The organism is Lentibacillus kimchii (assembly GCF_042666895.1).
GTDB lineage: Bacteria > Bacillota > Bacilli > Bacillales > Amphibacillaceae > Lentibacillus > Lentibacillus kimchii.
On the sequence record NZ_JBHTGR010000006.1, the window covers coordinates 84437 to 104235 of the forward strand.

The following is a 19799-nucleotide window of genomic DNA, read 5'->3' on the forward strand; positions in this document are numbered from 1 at the left end:
GCTGCGGTTATAAAACCTCTATGTAAGAATCCTTATACAGTTTAGCATTAAGTAAATGCAAGATTCCAGATGAAAACGGAAAACTTGGCTATTTTTTCACCAGCAGCTGTTTTTTACGCAACAAATGAAGAAGACTTTGTTTCACCTGATGAAAATTCATTTGCTTTGTTGGCTGCCTCGCAATAATAATCACATCATAGCACGGTTTGACATGATCCTCCAATTCAATGAAAGCCTGCCGCAAATAACGTTTAATCTGGTTTCTTGTCACGGCATTGCCGATTTTTTTACCGACCGATACACCAATGCGGAAATGCGCTTGATCAGGCTTGTCCAGATAATAAACAACAAGCTGCCGATTAGCAAACGACTTGCCCTGCCTAAACACATATTGAAATTCTCGATTATTTTTAACACGGTATCTTTTCTTCAATCCGATCACCTTCTATTAGCATTCCCCGTCACAGTGGAAAAAAGACCACTGAAAATGTCAGTGGTCTAAGCAGACAATACTTTTCTACCTTTACGGCGACGGCGCTTCAGTACCTGGCGTCCATCTTTTGTACTCATACGTGCACGGAAACCATGTACTTTTTTCCGCTTGCGATTATTTGGCTGATATGGTCGCTTCATTTGTCATACACCTCCCTGAAGAATTTAAACGTTCTAACCACACGTTTGTGGTAACTTAAATAGTATAAAGATAAAACCGGACCCTTGTCAACTTCAACTGGCCTTCTAATTAGTTACCAAGCCATCCACAAGCCCTGTTTTTATATGTCACCCTTTCATTCTAAATCCACAGCAATAATCGACAAGTTACACACATCATACAAGGGTGTGGATAAATTTTATACGCAAGTGCTGAACTTTGTGGACAAATGTCGAAGAGCCGTTGCATGGCTGACTTTTTTCTGGTATTATGTTTGTGTTTCAACATGTGTAAAACGCTAGATGACGCTTTCAATATCCACAGATTGTTAATAACTTGTGGATATCTATTAACACCCCTGTTCATGTATTTATCAACAATCCTGTGGACTTCGTTTATAAATGAAGACAAAACGATTGGTGTCCTCATTCAGTTATGCACAGATAAATTTTATATTTTTTATTGCCTTTCTGTTTTGCGAAAGGGTTTTTCTATCGTAGCCATCTAATTTATTAAAATTGAAAGGGGTGACATGCAGTGGAAAACATCGAAGAACTCTGGGATGCCGCATTAAAAAAAATTGCTGAAAAAATAAGTAAACCCAGCTTTGAAACCTGGCTGAAAAATACAGAACCCAAAGCTCTGGAAAATGATACGCTTACCATTATGGCACCAAATGAATTCGCACGTGACTGGCTCGAAGGCCGTTATACAACATTAATTAATGACATATTACTCGAAATAACCGGTGCCAGACTGTCAGCGCAATTTATTATCCCGGACAGCCAGGAGCCAGCCGATGACGATGAACAACAAAAGAAAGTGCCAACAGATACAAATAAAAAGATGGACTCTCATAAAACAATACTGAATTCCAAATATACCTTTGATACGTTTGTCATCGGCTCAGGAAACCGCTTTGCTCATGCGGCATCACTAGCTGTTGCTGAAGCACCAGCTAAAGCTTATAATCCCTTGTTTGTCTATGGGGGTGTTGGTCTGGGCAAAACGCACTTAATGCATGCCATCGGTCACTATGTAAGGGACCACAATCCGGAAGCCAATGTTGTTTATATATCATCCGAAAAATTTACCAATGAATTTATCAACGCCATTATGGAAAATAAAGCAACCCAATTCCGGAACAAATATCGTAATGTAGATATTCTATTAATAGATGATATTCAATTTATCGCCGGAAAAGAATCAACACAGGAAGAATTTTTTCATACGTTTAATGCCCTTCATGAGGATAATAAACAAATTGTTATCTCCAGTGACCGGCCGCCTAAAGAGATCCCAACACTTGAGGACCGCCTTCGTTCCCGTTTTGAATGGGGACTGATTACAGATATTACACCGCCGGATCTGGAAACACGCATAGCCATTCTGACAAAAAAAGCAAAAGCTGACGGACTGGACATTCCAAATGAAGTTATGCTCTATATTGCTAATCAAATCGATACCAATATCCGGGAGCTTGAAGGCGCCTTAATCAGAGTTGTTGCCTATTCTTCGCTCATTAACGAGGATATTGATGCATCGCTTGCAGCGGATGCTCTGAAGGATATTATCCCAAGCAGCAAACCACAGACAATTACGGTTCATGGCATCCAGGAAGCTGTCGGGGAAAAATACGATGTGAAATTAGATGATTTTGCAGCTAAAAAACGAACAAAATCAGTTGCCTTTCCACGGCAGATTGCAATGTACCTCGCACGTGAATTAACCGACTTATCTTTACCAAAAATAGGTGAGGAATTCGGCGGAAGAGATCATACAACCGTTATTCATGCACACGAAAAAGTTGTCAAAATGATGGAAAATGACACCCTTCTGCACAAAGACATCGAGGAATTAAAAGAAGGCTTAAAATCATTTTAGTTAAATACTTGGGGATATTGTGAATGAAAATGCAAACTTGTGAACATTTTATCCACATGTGTATAACCTTGATTTCATTACGCAGCAATGAGATATCCACATAATCACAAAGCCTACTGTTACTACGACTGTATTTTTATAACTAAATAATTAATATATGCTTAAAAAGGAGAATTCACCTCATGAAATTTACCGTCCAGCGTCAGCAATTAATCGCTAGTGTGCAGGATGTAATGAAAGCCATCTCACCAAGAACAGCTATTCCTATCTTGAGCGGCATTAAGCTTGAGGCTGGTCCTAATGGGATTACACTGACTGGAAGTGACTCAGACATATCAATTGAATCATTTATACCTGCTGAGACCGATGGCATGGTTTATGTCGAACAGATTGAGGCTGGAAGTATTGTGCTGCAGGCACGTTATTTTTCTGATATTGTCCGGAAACTGCCGGAAAAAACAGTTGATATTGAAACAGATAACAAATTTAATGTAACCATTAAGTCCGGAAAAGCGCTGTTTAAGCTTAATGGCCAGGATGCCGGTGAGTACCCGCAATTGCCTGAAGTAGCCAGCAGCAATAGCTTTGACATTCCATCTGACTTATTGAAGAATCTGATCAGGCAAACAGGTTTTGCTGTTTCAACAATGGAAACAAGGCCCATATTAACCGGCGTCAATATTGAACTTGCTGATGGTACACTAAGCTTTACAGCAACTGACAGTCACCGGCTTGCTGCACGGAGCGTTCCCATGGAGAATGCCCAATTCAGCATTTCCAATGTTGTTGTACCGGGAAAAAGCCTTAATGAATTGGCAAAGGTGCTTGATGACGATGATGACAACGTCCAAATCAGTATTACGAATAACCAGATTCTATTCCAGACAAGTCATCTGCACTTTCTATCCAGGCTTCTGGATGGGAATTTTCCAGAGACAGCCAGACTTATTCCTGAACAGAGCCAAACAGTTATTCATGTAAAAACAAAAGATTTAATTAATACAATTGACCGAGCTTCCCTTCTGGCCAGAGAAGAACGCAATAATGTTGTACGTCTTACGACAGAAAATAAACAGGACTTACACATTACAAGTAATTCCCCGGAGGTTGGTCAGGCCTCAGAGGAAGTGCAGCTCCAGGCTGTTGAGGGGGATGATCTGAAGATTTCCTTCAGTGCCAAGTATATGCTGGATGCTCTGAAAGTGATTGAAAATGAAGATGTTCGCATTGAATTCACCGGAGCCATGCGCCCATTCGTACTTAGGCCTGCTGATGACAATTCCGTCTTACAGCTGATTTTACCGGTTAGAACTTACTGAGCTTATTTGTGTATAGCCACATATCACGAGGCTGGAATAAAAGATTCTCTTATGATTCGTCTTTAGGATTGATAACTTTCGAATTTGTCCAGCCTCGTTTTGCCACTTTTAACCACAATCATGAACCTAACGCTTCCCATAACACGAAAACTTTAGTAAAATAGACGGGAGTTAAACGTATTGTTGAATAACGATAAATTTGGTGATGACGATGCAAAATCCTGAAAAAATAACGATTGAAACAGACTATATACCACTCGGTCAGTGCATTAAACTGCTGAATATATTTGACTCAGGCGGCATGATAAAAACTTTCCTGCAGGATGAAGGTGTTTTGGTGAACGGCGAAATGGAACACCGCAGAGGGCGAAAGCTTTATCCGTATGATGTTATTGACATGGGTGATATTGGTGTTTACGTCGTTACAAAAGGTGAATAACGGAGAATTGCCATGCATATTGACCAGCTACAATTAAAAAACTTTCGAAACATTGAAAAGCTGTCAGTCTCCTTTGATGACAAAATCAATATCATTATCGGCGAAAATGCCCAGGGGAAAACAAACCTGATGGAGGCGATTTATGTTCTTGCCTTTACCAAATCCCACCGGACACCGCGGGAAAAAGAATTGATCCGCTGGGAACAGGAATATGCCCGAATAGAAGGCAGGCTGACAAAGCGCGGACAGTCAATTCCGCTGGAGATTATACTGTCAGCAAAAGGCAAAAGAGCCAAACTTAACTGGCAGGAGCAGAAAAAGCTGAGTGATTATATTGGTGGTTTAAATGTCGTCATGTTTGCACCTGAGCATTTATCACTTGTTAAAGGTGAACCCAAAATCAGACGGCATTTTATCGATATGGAACTTGGCCAGATTCAGCCGGCCTACGTTTATCACCTTGGCCAGTATCAAAAAATTCTGAGACAGCGGAACCATTTGCTAAAACAGCTGCAACGGCGCGAAACACAAGATACAACCACGCTCCATGTTTTAACAGATCAAATCGTGCAGCATGCTGCAACACTTGTGGAACGCCGGTTTGTTTTTTTGGATCTGCTGCGGCAGTGGGCCGCCCCGATTCATGAGGGGATCAGCAACGGATCCGAACAGCTCACGATACGTTATGCACCAACGGTTGACGTATCAGAATGGATGACTAAGGCAAAACTGGCAGATATATATGCTAATAAATTCCGCGAACTGCAGGCAAAGGAGATCGAACGTGGTACAACATTGATTGGCCCACATCGCGATGATGTTCATTTTCATGTCAATGCCAAAAATGTACAAACTTACGGTTCGCAGGGGCAACAGCGGACGACTGCCCTTTCTGTCAAACTGGCGGAAATTGAACTGATATGCCATGAAGTCGGGGAATATCCAGTCCTGATTCTTGATGATGTCTTAAGTGAGTTGGATGACTTCCGGCAATCCCATTTATTAAATACGATTCGCGGCAAAGTCCAGACATTTGTTTCAACAACCACGATTGACGGCATCGATGAGCAGACGTTGGAACAGGCACAGTTATTCCATGTCAGTGGGGGCACGATCAACACATGATACTGGGGGGATAGGATGTTTATTCATCTTGGCAATGATAATGTTATTCGCTCCGAAGACGTTGTCTCGATTATTGATTACAGTATTGTAAAATCCTCAAGCATTATGGAAGACATGGTCAAGAAAAAAGCTGACCAGCAGCAAATTTACGGACCAGCTGATGAGGCTAAATCAGTTGTTGTAACCCGTGATACCATCTATTACAGCTCACTATCTGTTCCCACACTTAAAAAACGCTCCAGTATGAGTTCTATGATCAGTAAACTGGATGACTATTCTGATGATATCGAGTGACGTTTGTTTTAACAGCCCATGATGCAAGGAAAACCTATTAAAGTATGTGAAAACATATGGCTTGCCCGGTTCTCAAGCAGGCTATGTTTTTCCAGGAAACGCAGGTGAAAAAAATGTCAGCAGATCAAAATAATTCACATGAACAAGATTATGGCGCCGATCAAATACAAGTGCTGGAGGGACTTGAGGCCATACGGAAACGTCCCGGCATGTATATTGGTACGACAAGTGAGAGAGGATTGCACCATCTGGTATGGGAAGTCGTTGATAACAGTATCGATGAGGCGCTGGCGGGTTTTTGTGATAAAGTCCAGGTCATAATCGAAAAGGATAATAGTATAACGGTGACTGACGATGGGCGTGGAATCCCGGTTGATATTCAGAAAAAGACTGGCAAACCGGCGCTTGAGGTCATTATGACAGTACTCCATGCTGGTGGTAAATTTAACCATAGCAGTTACAAAGTTTCCGGCGGCTTGCACGGCGTCGGTGCTGCTGTTGTTAATGCATTATCCAGTTATTTGGAAGTCTATGTTCACAGAGACGGCAAAGTCTATTATCTTGGCTTTGAAAAAGGTGCACCACAGGGAGATATCGAAGTAGTTGGTGACTCAGACGTGACCGGCACGACAACACATTTTAAACCCGATTCTGAGATTTTCACGGAAACGACAGAATTCAATTTTGACACACTTGATCAGCGTGTGCGCGAATTGGCCTTCTTAAACAAAGGTGTCACGATATCACTCGAAGACAAACGGACGGATGAGGACCCGGTTGAGTATCACTATGAGGGGGGCATCAGCTCCTATGTTGAGTATATTAATCGTGACCGGGAAGTGCTGCATGAACCGTTTTACGCTGAGCGTGAAGACTCGGAAATCATGGTAGAAGTTGCTATTCAGTATAATGACGGCTTCAGCAGTAATATTTACTCCTTTGCTAATAACATTCATACGTATGAAGGCGGTGCGCATGAATCCGGGTTTAAATCCGGGCTGACGCGTGTCATTAATGATTATGCGCGAAAGAATAATATGTTTAATGAGAATGATCCGAACTTAAGTGGTGATGATGTCCGTGAAGGTATGACAGCCATCATTTCCATTAAGCACCCGGACCCGCAATTTGAAGGGCAGACGAAGACAAAACTCGGGAACAGCGAAGTGAAACGTGTGACAGACACCACATTAAGTGAGGCATTTTCCAAGTACTTATTTGAAAATCCGGACATTGCTAAACTTGTCGTTGGAAAAGGCTTAATGGCTTCGCGGGCCCGAACTGCAGCCAAAAGGGCACGTGAATTAACCCGCCGTAAAAGCGCACTTGAAGTAAGTAATCTGCCTGGTAAGCTGGCAGACTGCTCATCACAGGATGCAGCGATCAGCGAATTGTATATCGTGGAAGGTGACTCAGCAGGCGGTTCTGCTAAACAGGGTCGTGACAGACACTTCCAGGCTATTTTGCCTTTGCGCGGCAAGATTCTGAATGTCGAAAAGGCACGGCTTGATAGAATTCTCTCAAACAATGAAGTTCGTGCCATGATTACAGCAATGGGAACCGGCATCAGTGATGAATTTGACATCACGAAAGCCCGGTATAATAAGATCGTTATTATGACTGATGCTGATGTGGATGGTGCGCATATCCGTACATTGCTGTTAACCTTCTTCTATCGCTATATGCGGCCGCTGATTGAACATGGCTACGTTTATATTGCCCAGCCGCCTTTATATAAAGTCCAGCAGGGCAAGACGGCCCGTTATGCTTTCGATGATGATGAGATGCAGCGCATTCTTGATGAATTGCCGAAATCACCAAAACCAGGTCTGCAGCGTTACAAGGGGCTTGGTGAAATGAATGCTACCCAGCTTTGGGAAACAACCATGAATCCGGAAAGCCGGACATTGCTCCAGGTTGAATTGACTGATGCGATGGAGGCCGATCATATTTTTGACATGCTAATGGGCGATAAAGTGGAACCACGCCGTAACTTTATTGAAGAAAACGCCCAGTATGTTCAGAATTTGGATATCTAACCGGCCCTTTTAAGTATGCCGGATTAAACTGATGCCGGCACTTTGATTTAGAATTTGGAGGTAATGGAATGGCAGATGAACAACGTCCAAACGTTCAGGAAATTAATCTCAGCCAGGAGATGCGCACATCCTTTCTCGACTATGCCATGAGTGTCATCGTATCGCGGGCTTTGCCTGATGTTCGTGATGGCATGAAACCTGTCCATCGCCGAATACTTTATGCTATGAACGATCTTGGTATGTATTCAGATAAGCCGCACAAAAAATCTGCCCGTATCGTCGGCGAAGTGATTGGTAAGTATCACCCGCATGGGGATTCAGCGGTTTATGAATCGATGGTTCGTATGGCACAGGATTTTAGTTATCGTTACATGCTGGTGGACGGTCACGGAAATTTTGGGTCCGTCGACGGCGATTCGGCGGCGGCCATGCGTTATACAGAGGCCCGCATGTCTAAAATTTCGATGGAATTACTGCGTGATATTAACAAAGATACCGTAGATTATGCCGATAACTATGACGGAACCGAGCGGGAGCCGGCTGTCTTTCCGGCGCGGTTCCCGAACCTGCTTATTAATGGCGGAGCTGGTATTGCCGTGGGGATGGCAACGAATATTCCACCCCATAATCTGGGTGAGACAATTGATGCCGTACTGGCTGTCAGCAAGGATCCTGAGATTACGATTCAGGAATTAATGGCGTATTATCTTCCTGGTCCTGATTTTCCAACAGCCGGTGAAATTCTTGGCAAAAGTGGTATACGCAAAGCCTATGAAACTGGAAAAGGGTCAGTCGCAATCCGGGCAAAGGTACATATTGATGAGCACGCAAATGGTAAGTCATCGCTGATTGCAACGGAATTGCCATACCAGGTTAATAAGGCGAAATTAATCGAAAAAATTGCTGAGCTCGTCCGTGAAAAACGGATTGAGGGCATCACTGATCTCCGGGATGAATCAGACCGTGATGGTATGCGTGTGGTTATTGAATTACGCCGTGATGTAAATCCAAATATAGTGCTTAATAATCTTTATAAATATACAGCTCTGCAAACGACCTTTGGCATTAATATGCTCGCTTTGGTTAACGGGCGTCCAGAAGTATTAACCATTAAGCAATGCATTGAACACTACCTTGATCATCAGAAGGATGTTATTAAACGGCGTACGGCTTTTGAATTGCGAAAGGCCGAGGCACGTGCTCATATTCTGGAAGGTTTGCGTGTCGCACTTGATCACCTGGATGAGGTTATTTCACTGATCCGCAATTCGAATACGACAGATATCGCACGTGAGGAACTGATGACGAATTACAGCCTGAGTGAAAAACAGGCACAGGCCATTCTGGATATGCGCCTGCAGCGTCTCACAGGCCTTGAACGCGAAAAGATTACCAACGAATATGATGAGCTTCTCCAGCAAATTGCTGAGCTGAAAGCTATTTTAGCTGATGAGGAGAAAGTGCTTGAGATTATCCGGGACGAATTATCGGAGATCAAAGAGACCTATAATGATCAACGCCGGACGGAAATCATTGCTGGCGGAGCGGACTTTATAGAAAATGAAGATTTGATTCCTGAAGAAAATGTTGTTATAACGCTCACCCATCAGGGTTACGTTAAACGCCTCCCTGCATCCACGTACCGGACACAGCAGCGCGGCGGACGCGGCATTCAGGGCATGGGGACAAATGAAAATGATTTTGTGGAACACTTAGTCTCCACGTCGACACATGATACGATTCTTTTCTTTACCAACAAAGGAAAAGTGTATCGCGCGAAAGGCTATGAAGTTCCTGAGTTCAGCCGTACGGCTAAGGGCATCCCAATTATTAATCTGCTCCAGATTGAAAAGGATGAATGGATCAATGCTGCCATTTCTGTATCGGCCTACAGTGATGACTACTATTTATTCTTTACGACGCGATATGGTTTATCAAAACGCACAAAACTGTCACAGTTTGCGAATATACGCAAAGGCGGTCTGATTGCTTTGGGTCTGCGTGATGATGATGAACTGATTTCGGTCCGGTTAACAGATGGAACAAAGGATATTATGATGGGTACCCGAATGGGCCATTTGATCCGCTTCCCGGAAATTCAGGTACGTTCGATGGGACGAAATGCAGCCGGCGTACGCGGCATCTCTCTGCGGGAAGATGATGAAGTCATCTCCATGGAAATCCTTGATGACGGTTATGATGTACTGCATGTGACTAATAAAGGCATAGGTAAACGGACGCCGGAAGAACAGTATCGTATCACCAATCGCGGCGGAAAAGGTATTTTTACGTGCAAATTGGCTGAAGACAGTGAAGTCGTCGCTGTTAAAGCCGTTTCGGGTGAAGAAGACATCATGATGATCACCGTTGCAGGTGTGCTGATTCGCATCCCCGTCGCTGATATCTCCCAGACTGGCCGCAGTGCCCAGGGAGTGCGTCTGATTCGTCTTCAGGAAAATGAAGAAGTCGCAACGGTTGCCAATGTCGAACGAGAGGATAATGCAAGTGCTGCCGGCGATGAGAAAGATGCTGAAGAAACGGAAACAACAGACGAGCAGGATAATGATCAGGAGTCCTAAGTGACTGATAAAACCTAAGCTGACAGGTGTCCCGGCCAACACACTAATACGTTTGTGTTCGCGCTGGGCCACCTTTTCTTTTAAGGAGGCCTGGCCATGCGTGTTAAGCCATCGCAGTTAGTGTCTGGATGTATACTGTTGCAAGACGTGATGGGGAAAACAGCTAAACCAATCATTCCTAAAAACGTGACTTTAACAGACAGTCATATCACAGTATTACAAAAATTTTTAGTTGAAACGGTTGATATCTCAAAAACATTGGCCAGTGGCGAGCCATTTGAACCTGGGACAGCCGATGATGCCGCGCAGCAGTCCCTAAGTGCTCAGCCAGCTGAAGACACCTTTGCTGACAAGTACAAAACAGCCGTTTCGGACTTTAAACAGCTATTTAAAGGCTGGCAGAATCATAATCCTATCGATATTACAGATGTGCGGCAGGTGCTCATTCCTTTATTTGAATCAATTGACCACCCTGGGCGGGCTGTTTTTACATTGCATCAACATGCCTTACAAGAAGACTATATTTATCATCATAGTGTATCTGTTGGCATTCTTTCTGCGTATTTGGCTAAAAAAATGGGCTATGATAAGGGGAGATGGCTGCAGATTGGTTTGGCAGGTGCGTTATGTGATTGTGGTATGGCCCGAGTGAATGATGCATTGCTGCAAGAGGACAGGGCATTGCTTAACCGCGAGCTGAAGGATCTTAAACAGCACCCGGTCTATGGCTATCGCATGGTGGAAAAACTTCCTGCACTCACACAAGATGTGAAAGTGGCTGTGCTCCAGCACCATGAACGACTGGATGGTTCCGGGTATCCACTGGGACTGAAAGATCAGACCATTCATGATTATGCCCGTATAATTGCTGTATGCGATTTGTATCATGCCATGACATGTGAACGCAGTTATCGGGAGAGGCAGTCCCCGTTCGCCGCGATTGAGCAATTGCGGCATGATCAATATACGAAACTCGACCACCACATTGTTAAGTCGTTTATGGATAATTTTGTCAATAGCTCAGCCGGTGCCACTGTCCGGCTTTCAACGGGTCAGGTTGGCGAGGTTGTTTATACGGATGCTCAACAGCCGGCGCGTCCGCTCGTAAGAGTTAACGATACAGGCAGTATTCTGCCCCTGACAGATTACCCGGACCTCAGCATTACAGCGATGTGGGACTAGCCTGATTTAAAGGCTGTCATGCTTTTGCAGCAGAATCCGGCCGAGCATAAGCGGTACTTTTTCTGACGTTATATTTAAAAATGCCTTAACAAAAGAATAATCCTGATCGGGCCGGTCCGTCAGCAGGTCACCCCACCATTCCGGTTCATAACGACAGAGCATGCTCAGGTTATAGAGCAGCAAATAGTGCAGCAGAACTTCTGGTATGGCTAAAAAGTTTTCACGGTGGTACGGAAAATAAAGCTTTTGGCATTTACTGTCTGTGAAAAAGGGGCTGTTTGCTGCAGGCTGAAAAGGCTGGTCTAACGTGACGGCAATACTGGTGCGGTTTGTCTCCTGCCGTTCGATGGCCGGCACAAAGGGTTTAATCCGTTTAATCAGGGCATTGGCCGTTATGTGATAGCTGTCCAGCAGGGATGCAGGAAACTGCAGCTGCCCGCCTCCTGCATCACCGACAGCTGCGAGTTTCTGTTTCCTTTGAAATGTCCATAAAGAATCCATTTCCGGGATCAGACTTAATAGCTGAGCCATAGTCACTTTAGTAAAAGGTGGCTCGTTTACAGCAAATAAATATTTTGCTGCATAAGGATACAATCCATTATTCTGAAGCTTGACTTCATCCGCCATAAATGTATAATCTCGCTTTTTCCGTTTACGTGCCGATACACCGTGGGCGAGTATTGCTGTGGATTCAGGGTAGTCTGGCCTTACCGTCAACAAAGCAGCCTTCAGCAGATGACTCATGCCATAGAATAACAACAGCGGCTGCAGCAGTGTTTCCAGCTGTTTTCCGGTTTCGTAAAAACGCAGTCCGTGATCGAGATAATTGATAAAGGCGTGAGTGTTTTCAAAACTTTTGACCTCAGCATTAACACCTTCCAGCTGCTGATAACACCTATATAAAAAGGACTGGGAGGTCTGCTGTGACTGGAGATACGTATAAAAGTCCTTTACGTGCTGTGTGTCCATCGTCTTTCCTCCTTTAGTAATCTGATTTTTTTAAATTAAATTTCTTTTATTACAATCATTCAAGCATATTGAAAAAGCCGAAGAGTTGGCGTATTGTATATACAAATAGAATCGAGGGTATGTACCACCTATTTGCCTAGTTTCACCAGAATCACCAATCATAATCATGCCATAGGGCCTATGGATAGAAGGAGGATTAAACATGCGTGATGACAAGTTTGCCAAAGAAGGATTAACATTTGATGATGTGCTTTTGATGCCGGCCGAGTCGAATGTCCTGCCGAATGAAGCGAATACCAGCCTATATCTTTCAGACAGGATCAAGCTGAACACGCCTCTCATCAGTGCCGGAATGGACACAGTTACTGAGGCTGACATGGCTATTGAAATGGCCCGGCAAGGCGGTCTGGGCATCATTCATAAAAACATGTCGATTGAGGATCAGGCAGAGCAGGTTGACCAAGTAAAACGGTCCGAAAGCGGCGTCATTACTAATCCATTTTTTCTGACACCCGAGCACCAGGTTTATGATGCCGAACACCTTATGGGGAAATTTCGCATTTCTGGTGTTCCGATTGTCAATAATCATGAAGATCAGCAATTAACTGGTATTTTAACGAACCGCGATCTGCGTTTTATTCTGGATTATGCCATGCGTATTCAGGATGTCATGACGCACGACAATCTGATAACCGCTCCTGTTGGGACAACCTTAAAAGAAGCTGAACACTTGCTGCAGAAACACCGGATCGAGAAGCTGCCGCTGGTTGACGATCAGGGCAAGCTTGAAGGATTAATTACGGTCAAGGATATTGAAAAAGCGATTGAGTTCCCGAGTGCTGCAAAAGATGATCAGGGGCGTCTGCTCGCAGGAGCTGCTGTTGGCGTTACGGGAGATGCTATGACGCGGATTGAAAAACTTGTTGAAGCGGGTGTTGATACCATTGTTATTGATACAGCCCATGGTCATTCAGCAAGTGTGCTTGAAAAAATCCGCACAGTACGTGCAGCGTACCCGGACTTGGCGATTATCGCCGGAAATGTGGCAACAGCTGAGGCTACGGAAGAATTGATTAAGGCTGGTGCAACGGTTGTTAAAGTGGGAATCGGTCCTGGTTCAATCTGTACAACCAGAGTTGTTGCAGGCATCGGTGTCCCGCAAATAACAGCTGTTTATGATTGTGCAGTTGCAGCCTCGCGGTATAATGTCCCGGTCATTGCTGATGGCGGCATTAAATACTCAGGTGAGATTGTCAAGGCCCTTGCAGCAGGTGCGCATGCTGTGATGCTGGGCAGTATGTTTGCGGGGGTTACGGAAAGCCCTGGCGAGATGGAGATTTTTCAAGGCAGATCGTATAAAGTTTATCGCGGCATGGGGTCCGTCAGTGCTATGCAATCAGGCTCTAAAGACCGCTATTTCCAGGACGCAGAAGATGCTAAAAAACTTGTACCTGAAGGCATTGAAGGCAGAACGGCCTATAAAGGACCACTCGCTGATACGATCCATCAGCTGATTGGCGGATTGCGCGCAGGCATGGGTTATTGCGGAACAGCCACAATTGACGCTTTAAGAGATGACTCCCAGTTTATCCGGATTTCCAACGCTGGCCTGCGGGAAAGTCATCCACACGATGTGCAAATCACAAAGGAATCACCAAATTATTCATGAGGCTGAGATACTAAAAACGTCTGTCGTACAACAAAAAATCAGGTGAATGAATAGTCCCGATAAAAGGGCTCTATGACGCCTGATGGGATGAATAGATAGGGCTTTTTCCCTGTCTATTTTTTCCCGTGTTTTTATGATAAACTATCAGAAGTATCATAATAATTGACTTTAAGCAAAAGGTGGAGGTAGAAGAGAGTGACACACAACGTGAAGAAACGGTTGTCACTATTACTGGCAGTGGCGGTAATGGTGACAATAATAGCGGTGCAGCCGTTAGCCGTAAAAGCAGCAGACGAAGTAGACATCGAGGGCGGATCAGCGATACTGGTCGATTATGACACGGGGAAAGTTATGTATGCCAAAAATCCCGATACGTCCCTGCCTCCAGCTAGTATGACCAAGCTAATGACCGAATATCTTGTGCATGAAGCTATTGATGAAGGTCAAATCAGCTGGGATACAACAACAAAAATCAGTGACTACGTTTATAGCATATCTGCCGACACAGCTACTTCAGGCGTTGGCTTGAAGAAGGATAAGGCCTATACAGTTAAAGAATTGTATGATGCTATGGCGATTAATTCAGATAACGCCACAACGATTGCTCTGGCTGAATTGGTAGCTGGATCTGAAGGTGAATTTGTCAAGATGATGAATGACAAAGCAGATGAAATCGGCATGACGGATACGAAATTTGTTAATTCAACCGGACTCGCCAATTCCTCTCTTGGTGATAATGTGCCTGAGGGAACTGACCCGGATGCCAATAATCTGATGTCATCCCGCTCGGCAGCATTACTCGCATATCGTCTGGTACATGATTATCCAAAGGCTCTCGATGTGACGAAGAAACCTTCAATTAAATTTGAAGGCAAGAAGGTTACGAATTGGAACTGGATGCTTGATCATGATAAGGATGCTGCCAGTTCATTGCGCCAATTCTATTATAAAGGGGTGGACGGCTTAAAAACTGGCCACACCGACCTTGCTAAATATTGCTTTACTGGCACAGCAGAACGGAATGATAATCGTTTGATATCTGTTGTGATGAAGACGAAAAGTATGGAAGCACGTTTCAAGGAAACAGCCAAACTTTTGGATTATGGCTTTAAGCAATTTGAAACGGAAGAAGTTTTCCCAGCCGGTTTCAAGCTTGATGATCAATCGTCTGTCTCTGTTGCAAAAGGCAAAGCTGACACAGTTGATGTCGCTACAAAAGAAGCATTCAAGACGCCGGTTAAAGGAGACGAGGCTGACGATTACAGTCTGACATATCATTTGGATAAGGATAAGCTGAATGACGCTGGTGAACTGACGGCACCAGTTGAAAAAGGTGACCAGGTCGGAACAGCCGAAATCAGCTACGATGGTGATCATGATTACGGTTATATCACGTCAGGTGATGGTAAAAAAACAGTTGCGTTAACAGCTCAGAGTACAGTTGAAAAAGATAACTGGTTTATGCTGACACTTGGCGCTATCGGCAGTTTTTTTGGTAATATTTTTCATACAGTCGCTGATACAGTGAAAGGCTGGTTTTAACTGAAAGGGAACAGGTTAATGATTGGAAAGGCTCGATTACTCAAGTGAGTTTACTTAGAGCAGGAGGGGTTTACATGGATGAGCAGAAGCAAGGGGCAGTTGAAATGCCGCAGCGCGGTGTTATTATGGATGTTGTTAATGCTGAACAGGCTAAAATAGCTGAAGATGCCGGAGCCGTTGCGGTTATGGCACTTGAACGTGTTCCATCAGATATTCGCGCAGCGGGTGGTGTAGCGCGCATGGCCAGCCCGGAGATTACGAAGGAAGTTATGAACGCCGTTTCGATTCCGGTTATGGCAAAAGCGCGGATTGGCCATATAGTCGAAGCACGTGTTATGGAAGCGATGGGTGTTGATTATATTGACGAGAGTGAAGTTCTGACACCAGCAGATGATACTTATCATATACAGAAGTCGGCTTATACCGTTCCGTTTGTCTGCGGCTGCCGCAACCTGGGTGAGGCTGCCCGCCGTATGACAGAAGGTGCTTCGATGCTGCGTACAAAAGGTGAGCCGGGTACAGGCAATATTATCGAAGCAGTGCGCCACATGCGCCAGGTGCAGTCGGAAGTCCGGAAACTTACAGCAATGTCCAGCGATGAAGTGATGACATACGCAAAAGAAATAGGCGCCCCATATAACCAGCTTCTGGCCATTAAAGCACAAGGCCGTCTGCCTGTAACCAATTATGCAGCTGGCGGTGTTGCAACACCAGCTGATGCAGCCTTAATGATGGAACTGGGAGCAGATGGTGTGTTTGTCGGATCTGGCATTTTTAAGTCTGATAATCCGCAGAAGCTTGCTAATGCCATAGTCCAGGCAACCTCTCATTATACCGATTACCAACTGATCGGTGAGCTGTCGCAGGATCTTGGAACAGCTATGAAAGGGATCGATGTTGGAACATTGGAAGGACAGGACCGTATGCAGGAGCGCAGTGAATAGATTTTTCATCTGGTGGTATAATGCCTATACTTGCATATGTTCTTTAAATCAGCTATCCTTTAACAAAATGATTAAACAGTTATGACAGGAATCAGTAACATGCTGGCTTTAACCCAGAGAGTCGGTGGCAGGTGGAAACCGATGAAAGCCGCATGTGAATCCATCCTTGAACTGACTGGCTGAATGCAGCTTAGGCCAGTCCGGCAATCGCCGTTATCGTGTTAAAGCCGGAAGCATACTGATGCTTCAATAAGGGTGGCAACGCGGGAAGTAAACTCCCGTCCCTGTTTTATCAGGGACGGGAGTTTTTATGTTGCTGGAAGACATACCAGAGAAGAGGAGCGATGACGATGCTGGATCTGAAATATTTGCGGAATAACTTTGAGGAAGTCGAGGCAAAGTTAGCTCACCGCGGTGAGGATTTATCTGAACTGAAACGATTTCGGGAACTTGATGAGCGGCGCAGAACGCTCATTTCGGAAACCGAAAAACTGAAAGCAAAGCGCAATGAAACATCCAAACAAATTTCAGTCCTGAAAAAAGAACAAAAAGATGCGGAAGAGACGATTCAGGAAATGCGGGAAGTCGGCGAGCAAATTAAACAATTGGACTCAGAACTAAAGGAAATCGAGAGCACATTGGAAACCATTATGCTGTCCATCCCGAATATTCCCCATGAAAGTGTGCCAATCGGTGATGATGAGGATGATAATAAGGAAGTGCGGCAATGGGGCAATGTGCCATCCTTTGATTTTGACAAACAAGCACACTGGGATATTGCTGATGACTTGGACATTCTTGATTTTGAACGGGCTGCTAAAGTAACCGGAAGCCGTTTTGTATTTTATAAAGGATTAGGGACACGTCTGGAGCGGGCCTTAATCAACTTTATGATGAACTTGCATGCTGATGAACATGGTTATACAGAAATGATGCCGCCGCAGATTGTTAATCGCACAAGCCTGACCGGGACTGGACAGTTGCCCAAGTTTGAGGAAGATGTGTTCAAACTGGAAGATCATGATTATTTTCTGATTCCAACTGCGGAAGTGCCGGTTACCAACTTTCACCGGGATGAAATTCTAGCGAGTGATGAGCTGCCTAAGAAATATACAGCCTATAGTGCTAATTTCCGGTCTGAGGCTGGATCTGCGGGCCGGGATACACGCGGACTGATTCGCCAGCACCAATTTAATAAGGTCGAGCTGGTTCATTTTACACTGCCGGAGGATTCATATGAAACGCTGGAAGTGCTGACGGGTCACGCTGAAACAGTGCTGCAGCGGCTGAACCTGCCGTACCGGGTTATGAGTATGTGCACTGGTGACCTTGGCTTCACGGCTGCCAAGAAATATGATATTGAAGTCTGGATGCCAGCGCAGGATACGTACCGGGAGATATCATCCTGTTCTAATTTTGAGGACTTTCAGGCGAGACGTGCAGGCATTCGTTTTCGGCGTGAGCCAACCAGCAAACCGGAATTTGTTCATACATTGAACGGTTCGGGAGTCGCTGTTGGCCGGACTGTTGCTGCCATTCTGGAAAATTACCAGCAGGAAGACGGATCGGTTGTTATTCCGGAGGTGCTGAGACCGTATATGGGCGGAAAAGACATTATCAAGCCCTAGAACAAATCACATGAGGCTGGGAATCAACTCTAAAAACGCGTGACAGTAACATAAGCGGGGGAGATCCCAGTCTCTTTCCCTTAATTAGCATAAGAGCCACAAAAATTTACTATAAATCGTTGACATGAGCTCACGTACATGGTAAATTATAATCTGTCTTCATTATGGAGGTATACCCAAGTACGGCTGAAGGGATCGGTCTTGAAAACCGACAGGCGGGTCAAACCGCGCGGGGGTTCGAATCCCTCTACCTCCTCCATTCATTTAAATCGCATAAAATTTGGAGATAATAATACCACCTAACCGTTACAATTCGTTGTAGCGGTTTTTAAATGTAGTGTACACTTTATTTTTTGAAACTTGACAACATTCAATCGAACGTGTATAGTACATAACCATACACTGCATATACCTCATTTCAGCTTGTTAGCGTCATCATATTTAAACGGTGAAGAGGTCAGTAGCAAAACGCTCCCGAAAGAGATTGGAATTCACCGGCTGCGAAATTCCATCGGTTCTGGCGCTTGTGAAACCTGCCTTGGAGTTGTCAGATAAACCTGACCGCAGCTTTACTGCGTTATCATAATCAAGTGGGCATGCCCAGGCATGTCAACAAAGGTGGTACCACGGAAACACCCTGTATCCGTCCTTTAGAGGGATGGACACAGGGTGTTTTTTATTAGATTGGAGGAGGTCTGACTATGATTGAAAAAATGGCTTTTATTGGAGCAGGGTCGATGGCGGAGTCAATTCTAACAGGCATTTTGGCCAGTGATTTTTTGGCAAAGGAACGAATTTATGTCACGAATAAGTCTGATCACAATCGGCTGGCATTTTTAAAAGATCATTATGCCGTTAAGCAAACGGATGATACTAAAGAAGCGGCGGCGGGTGCTGATGTGGTGGTTATAGCTGTTAAGCCTCATGATCTGGAGGATGCTGTCACATCAATTAAGGACTGCTTAAATGCTGATCAGCTGCTTATTTCGGTTGTAGCAGGCGTCTCCACCGATGCCATTTCTGGGTTGCTGGATCAAAAGATACCGATCGTCCGGGCAATGCCCAATACATCATCAGCCGTCGGGCAGTCGGCCACAGCAGTTACGCGCGGAGATTTTGCCGGAGCGGGTGATTTACAGACAGCCCTGGCCTTGTTCAATACAATTGGAACAGCAACAGAAGTAGCGGAGACGTCCATGCATACTGTGACCGCGATTTCAGGAAGCGGTCCTGCCTATGTGTATTATTTGGTGGAAGCGATGGAAAAGGCAGCAGTGCAGACTGGTCTGGATTATGACACAGCCCATGATTTAATCACACAGACGATTATAGGTGCGGGTGAAATGCTGCAGACATCAAGCTTGAGTCCGTCTGAGCTGCGGGACAAAATCACGAGTCCTGGCGGCACCACTCAGGCTGGACTGGAAAAATTAGACGATCATCATGTTCAAGCAGGTGTCGAAAAGTGTGTTGAGCACGCACGCGAACGGTCAGTGGAATTGGGGAAAAAGCTATAAGCACATCCCTATTCCAT

16 protein-coding genes, 1 tRNA gene and 1 other annotated feature are annotated in these 19799 nt (G+C 44.7%); of the genes, 14 read left to right on the forward strand and 3 right to left on the reverse strand.

All coding sequences use genetic code 11. From position 1 onward, the window contains the following. Positions 1–88: 88 nt before the first annotated feature. Together rnpA and rpmH are read right to left on the reverse strand one after the other, a co-directional pair. Complete coding sequence (rnpA, locus tag ACFQU8_RS04610) at positions 89–433, reverse strand: ribonuclease P protein component (RefSeq protein WP_382358019.1); 345 nt, start codon at positions 431–433, stop codon at positions 89–91. Positions 434–498: 65 nt separating this feature from the next. Continuing rightward, positions 499–633, reverse strand: coding sequence for a 50S ribosomal protein L34 (gene rpmH, locus ACFQU8_RS04615; RefSeq protein WP_382358020.1), 135 nt, complete (start codon positions 631–633; stop codon positions 499–501). Between the two features lie 556 nt (positions 634–1189). Between rpmH and dnaA the strand changes: the two genes are divergently transcribed. The 8 genes from dnaA (at position 1190) to ACFQU8_RS04655 (ending at position 11513) form a co-directional block, all read left to right on the forward strand. Beyond that, a complete protein-coding gene (dnaA, locus tag ACFQU8_RS04620) occupies positions 1190–2536 on the forward strand; it encodes a chromosomal replication initiator protein DnaA (protein ID WP_382358021.1) in 1347 nt (448 codons plus the stop codon). Between the two features lie 182 nt (positions 2537–2718). Continuing rightward, the gene (gene dnaN / locus ACFQU8_RS04625; RefSeq protein ID WP_382358022.1) at positions 2719–3855 is read left to right on the forward strand and encodes a DNA polymerase III subunit beta; all 1137 of its coding nucleotides are present in this window, start codon (positions 2719–2721) and stop codon (positions 3853–3855) included. 205 nt (positions 3856–4060) lie between these two features. After that, entirely contained in the window at positions 4061–4294 is a 234-nt protein-coding gene (locus ACFQU8_RS04630) for an RNA-binding S4 domain-containing protein (RefSeq protein WP_382358024.1), read from the forward strand. Positions 4295–4306: 12 nt separating this feature from the next. Further along, positions 4307–5419 (forward strand): DNA replication/repair protein RecF, encoded by a 1113-nt coding sequence (recF, locus tag ACFQU8_RS04635; RefSeq protein ID WP_382358025.1) that lies wholly within the window; start codon positions 4307–4309, stop codon positions 5417–5419. A gap of 15 nt (positions 5420–5434) precedes the next feature. After that, positions 5435–5713, forward strand: a complete 279-nt coding sequence (gene remB, locus ACFQU8_RS04640; RefSeq protein ID WP_382358026.1) for an extracellular matrix regulator RemB — start codon at positions 5435–5437, stop codon at positions 5711–5713. A 113-nt stretch (positions 5714–5826) separates the two neighbouring features. Beyond that, positions 5827–7752, forward strand: coding sequence for a DNA topoisomerase (ATP-hydrolyzing) subunit B (gene gyrB, locus ACFQU8_RS04645; protein WP_382358027.1), 1926 nt, complete (start codon positions 5827–5829; stop codon positions 7750–7752). 68 nt (positions 7753–7820) lie between these two features. Further along, positions 7821–10331, forward strand: a complete 2511-nt coding sequence (gene gyrA / locus ACFQU8_RS04650) for a DNA gyrase subunit A (protein WP_382358028.1) — start codon at positions 7821–7823, stop codon at positions 10329–10331. Positions 10332–10427: 96 nt separating this feature from the next. Further along, a complete protein-coding gene (locus ACFQU8_RS04655) occupies positions 10428–11513 on the forward strand; it encodes an HD-GYP domain-containing protein (RefSeq protein WP_382358029.1) in 1086 nt (361 codons plus the stop codon). Positions 11514–11519: 6 nt separating this feature from the next. On the opposite strand, the gene ACFQU8_RS04660 is transcribed toward ACFQU8_RS04655, so the two are convergent. After that, positions 11520–12482, reverse strand: a complete 963-nt coding sequence (locus tag ACFQU8_RS04660) for a YaaC family protein (RefSeq protein WP_382358030.1) — start codon at positions 12480–12482, stop codon at positions 11520–11522. A gap of 202 nt (positions 12483–12684) precedes the next feature. On the opposite strand from ACFQU8_RS04660, the gene guaB reads away from it, so the two are divergent. The 6 genes from guaB (at position 12685) to proC (ending at position 19782) form a co-directional block, all read left to right on the forward strand. Then, the gene (gene guaB / locus ACFQU8_RS04665; RefSeq protein ID WP_382358031.1) at positions 12685–14151 is read left to right on the forward strand and encodes an IMP dehydrogenase; all 1467 of its coding nucleotides are present in this window, start codon (positions 12685–12687) and stop codon (positions 14149–14151) included. Between the two features lie 195 nt (positions 14152–14346). Next, positions 14347–15693 carry a serine hydrolase gene (locus ACFQU8_RS04670; RefSeq protein WP_382358032.1) on the forward strand — a complete coding sequence of 449 codons (1347 nt, stop codon included), beginning with the start codon at positions 14347–14349 and terminating at the stop codon, positions 15691–15693. 74 nt (positions 15694–15767) lie between these two features. After that, a complete protein-coding gene (gene pdxS, locus ACFQU8_RS04675; protein WP_382358033.1) occupies positions 15768–16637 on the forward strand; it encodes a pyridoxal 5'-phosphate synthase lyase subunit PdxS in 870 nt (289 codons plus the stop codon). Between the two features lie 72 nt (positions 16638–16709). Then, positions 16710–16926, forward strand: a binding site (T-box leader). Positions 16927–16987: 61 nt separating this feature from the next. Then, complete coding sequence (serS, locus tag ACFQU8_RS04680; RefSeq protein ID WP_382358034.1) at positions 16988–18265, forward strand: serine--tRNA ligase; 1278 nt, start codon at positions 16988–16990, stop codon at positions 18263–18265. A 166-nt stretch (positions 18266–18431) separates the two neighbouring features. After that, positions 18432–18524, forward strand: a tRNA-Ser gene (locus ACFQU8_RS04685). A gap of 442 nt (positions 18525–18966) precedes the next feature. Beyond that, entirely contained in the window at positions 18967–19782 is an 816-nt protein-coding gene (gene proC / locus ACFQU8_RS04690; RefSeq protein WP_382358035.1) for a pyrroline-5-carboxylate reductase, read from the forward strand. The last annotated feature ends 17 nt before the right edge of the window (positions 19783–19799 follow it).

Coding starts and splice junctions, on each gene's coding strand:
- rpmH (WP_382358020.1), bottom strand. CDS start 633: ATGAAGCGACCATATCAGCCAAATAATCGCAAGCGGAAAAAAGTACAT.
- dnaN (WP_382358022.1), top strand. CDS start 2,719: ATGAAATTTACCGTCCAGCGTCAGCAATTAATCGCTAGTGTGCAGGAT.
- ACFQU8_RS04630 (WP_382358024.1), top strand. CDS start 4,061: ATGACGATGCAAAATCCTGAAAAAATAACGATTGAAACAGACTATATA.
- recF (WP_382358025.1), top strand. CDS start 4,307: ATGCATATTGACCAGCTACAATTAAAAAACTTTCGAAACATTGAAAAG.
- remB (WP_382358026.1), top strand. CDS start 5,435: ATGTTTATTCATCTTGGCAATGATAATGTTATTCGCTCCGAAGACGTT.
- gyrB (WP_382358027.1), top strand. CDS start 5,827: ATGTCAGCAGATCAAAATAATTCACATGAACAAGATTATGGCGCCGAT.
- gyrA (WP_382358028.1), top strand. CDS start 7,821: ATGGCAGATGAACAACGTCCAAACGTTCAGGAAATTAATCTCAGCCAG.
- ACFQU8_RS04655 (WP_382358029.1), top strand. CDS start 10,428: ATGCGTGTTAAGCCATCGCAGTTAGTGTCTGGATGTATACTGTTGCAA.
- ACFQU8_RS04660 (WP_382358030.1), bottom strand. CDS start 12,482: ATGGACACACAGCACGTAAAGGACTTTTATACGTATCTCCAGTCACAG.
- guaB (WP_382358031.1), top strand. CDS start 12,685: ATGCGTGATGACAAGTTTGCCAAAGAAGGATTAACATTTGATGATGTG.
- pdxS (WP_382358033.1), top strand. CDS start 15,768: ATGGATGAGCAGAAGCAAGGGGCAGTTGAAATGCCGCAGCGCGGTGTT.
- serS (WP_382358034.1), top strand. CDS start 16,988: ATGCTGGATCTGAAATATTTGCGGAATAACTTTGAGGAAGTCGAGGCA.
- proC (WP_382358035.1), top strand. CDS start 18,967: ATGATTGAAAAAATGGCTTTTATTGGAGCAGGGTCGATGGCGGAGTCA.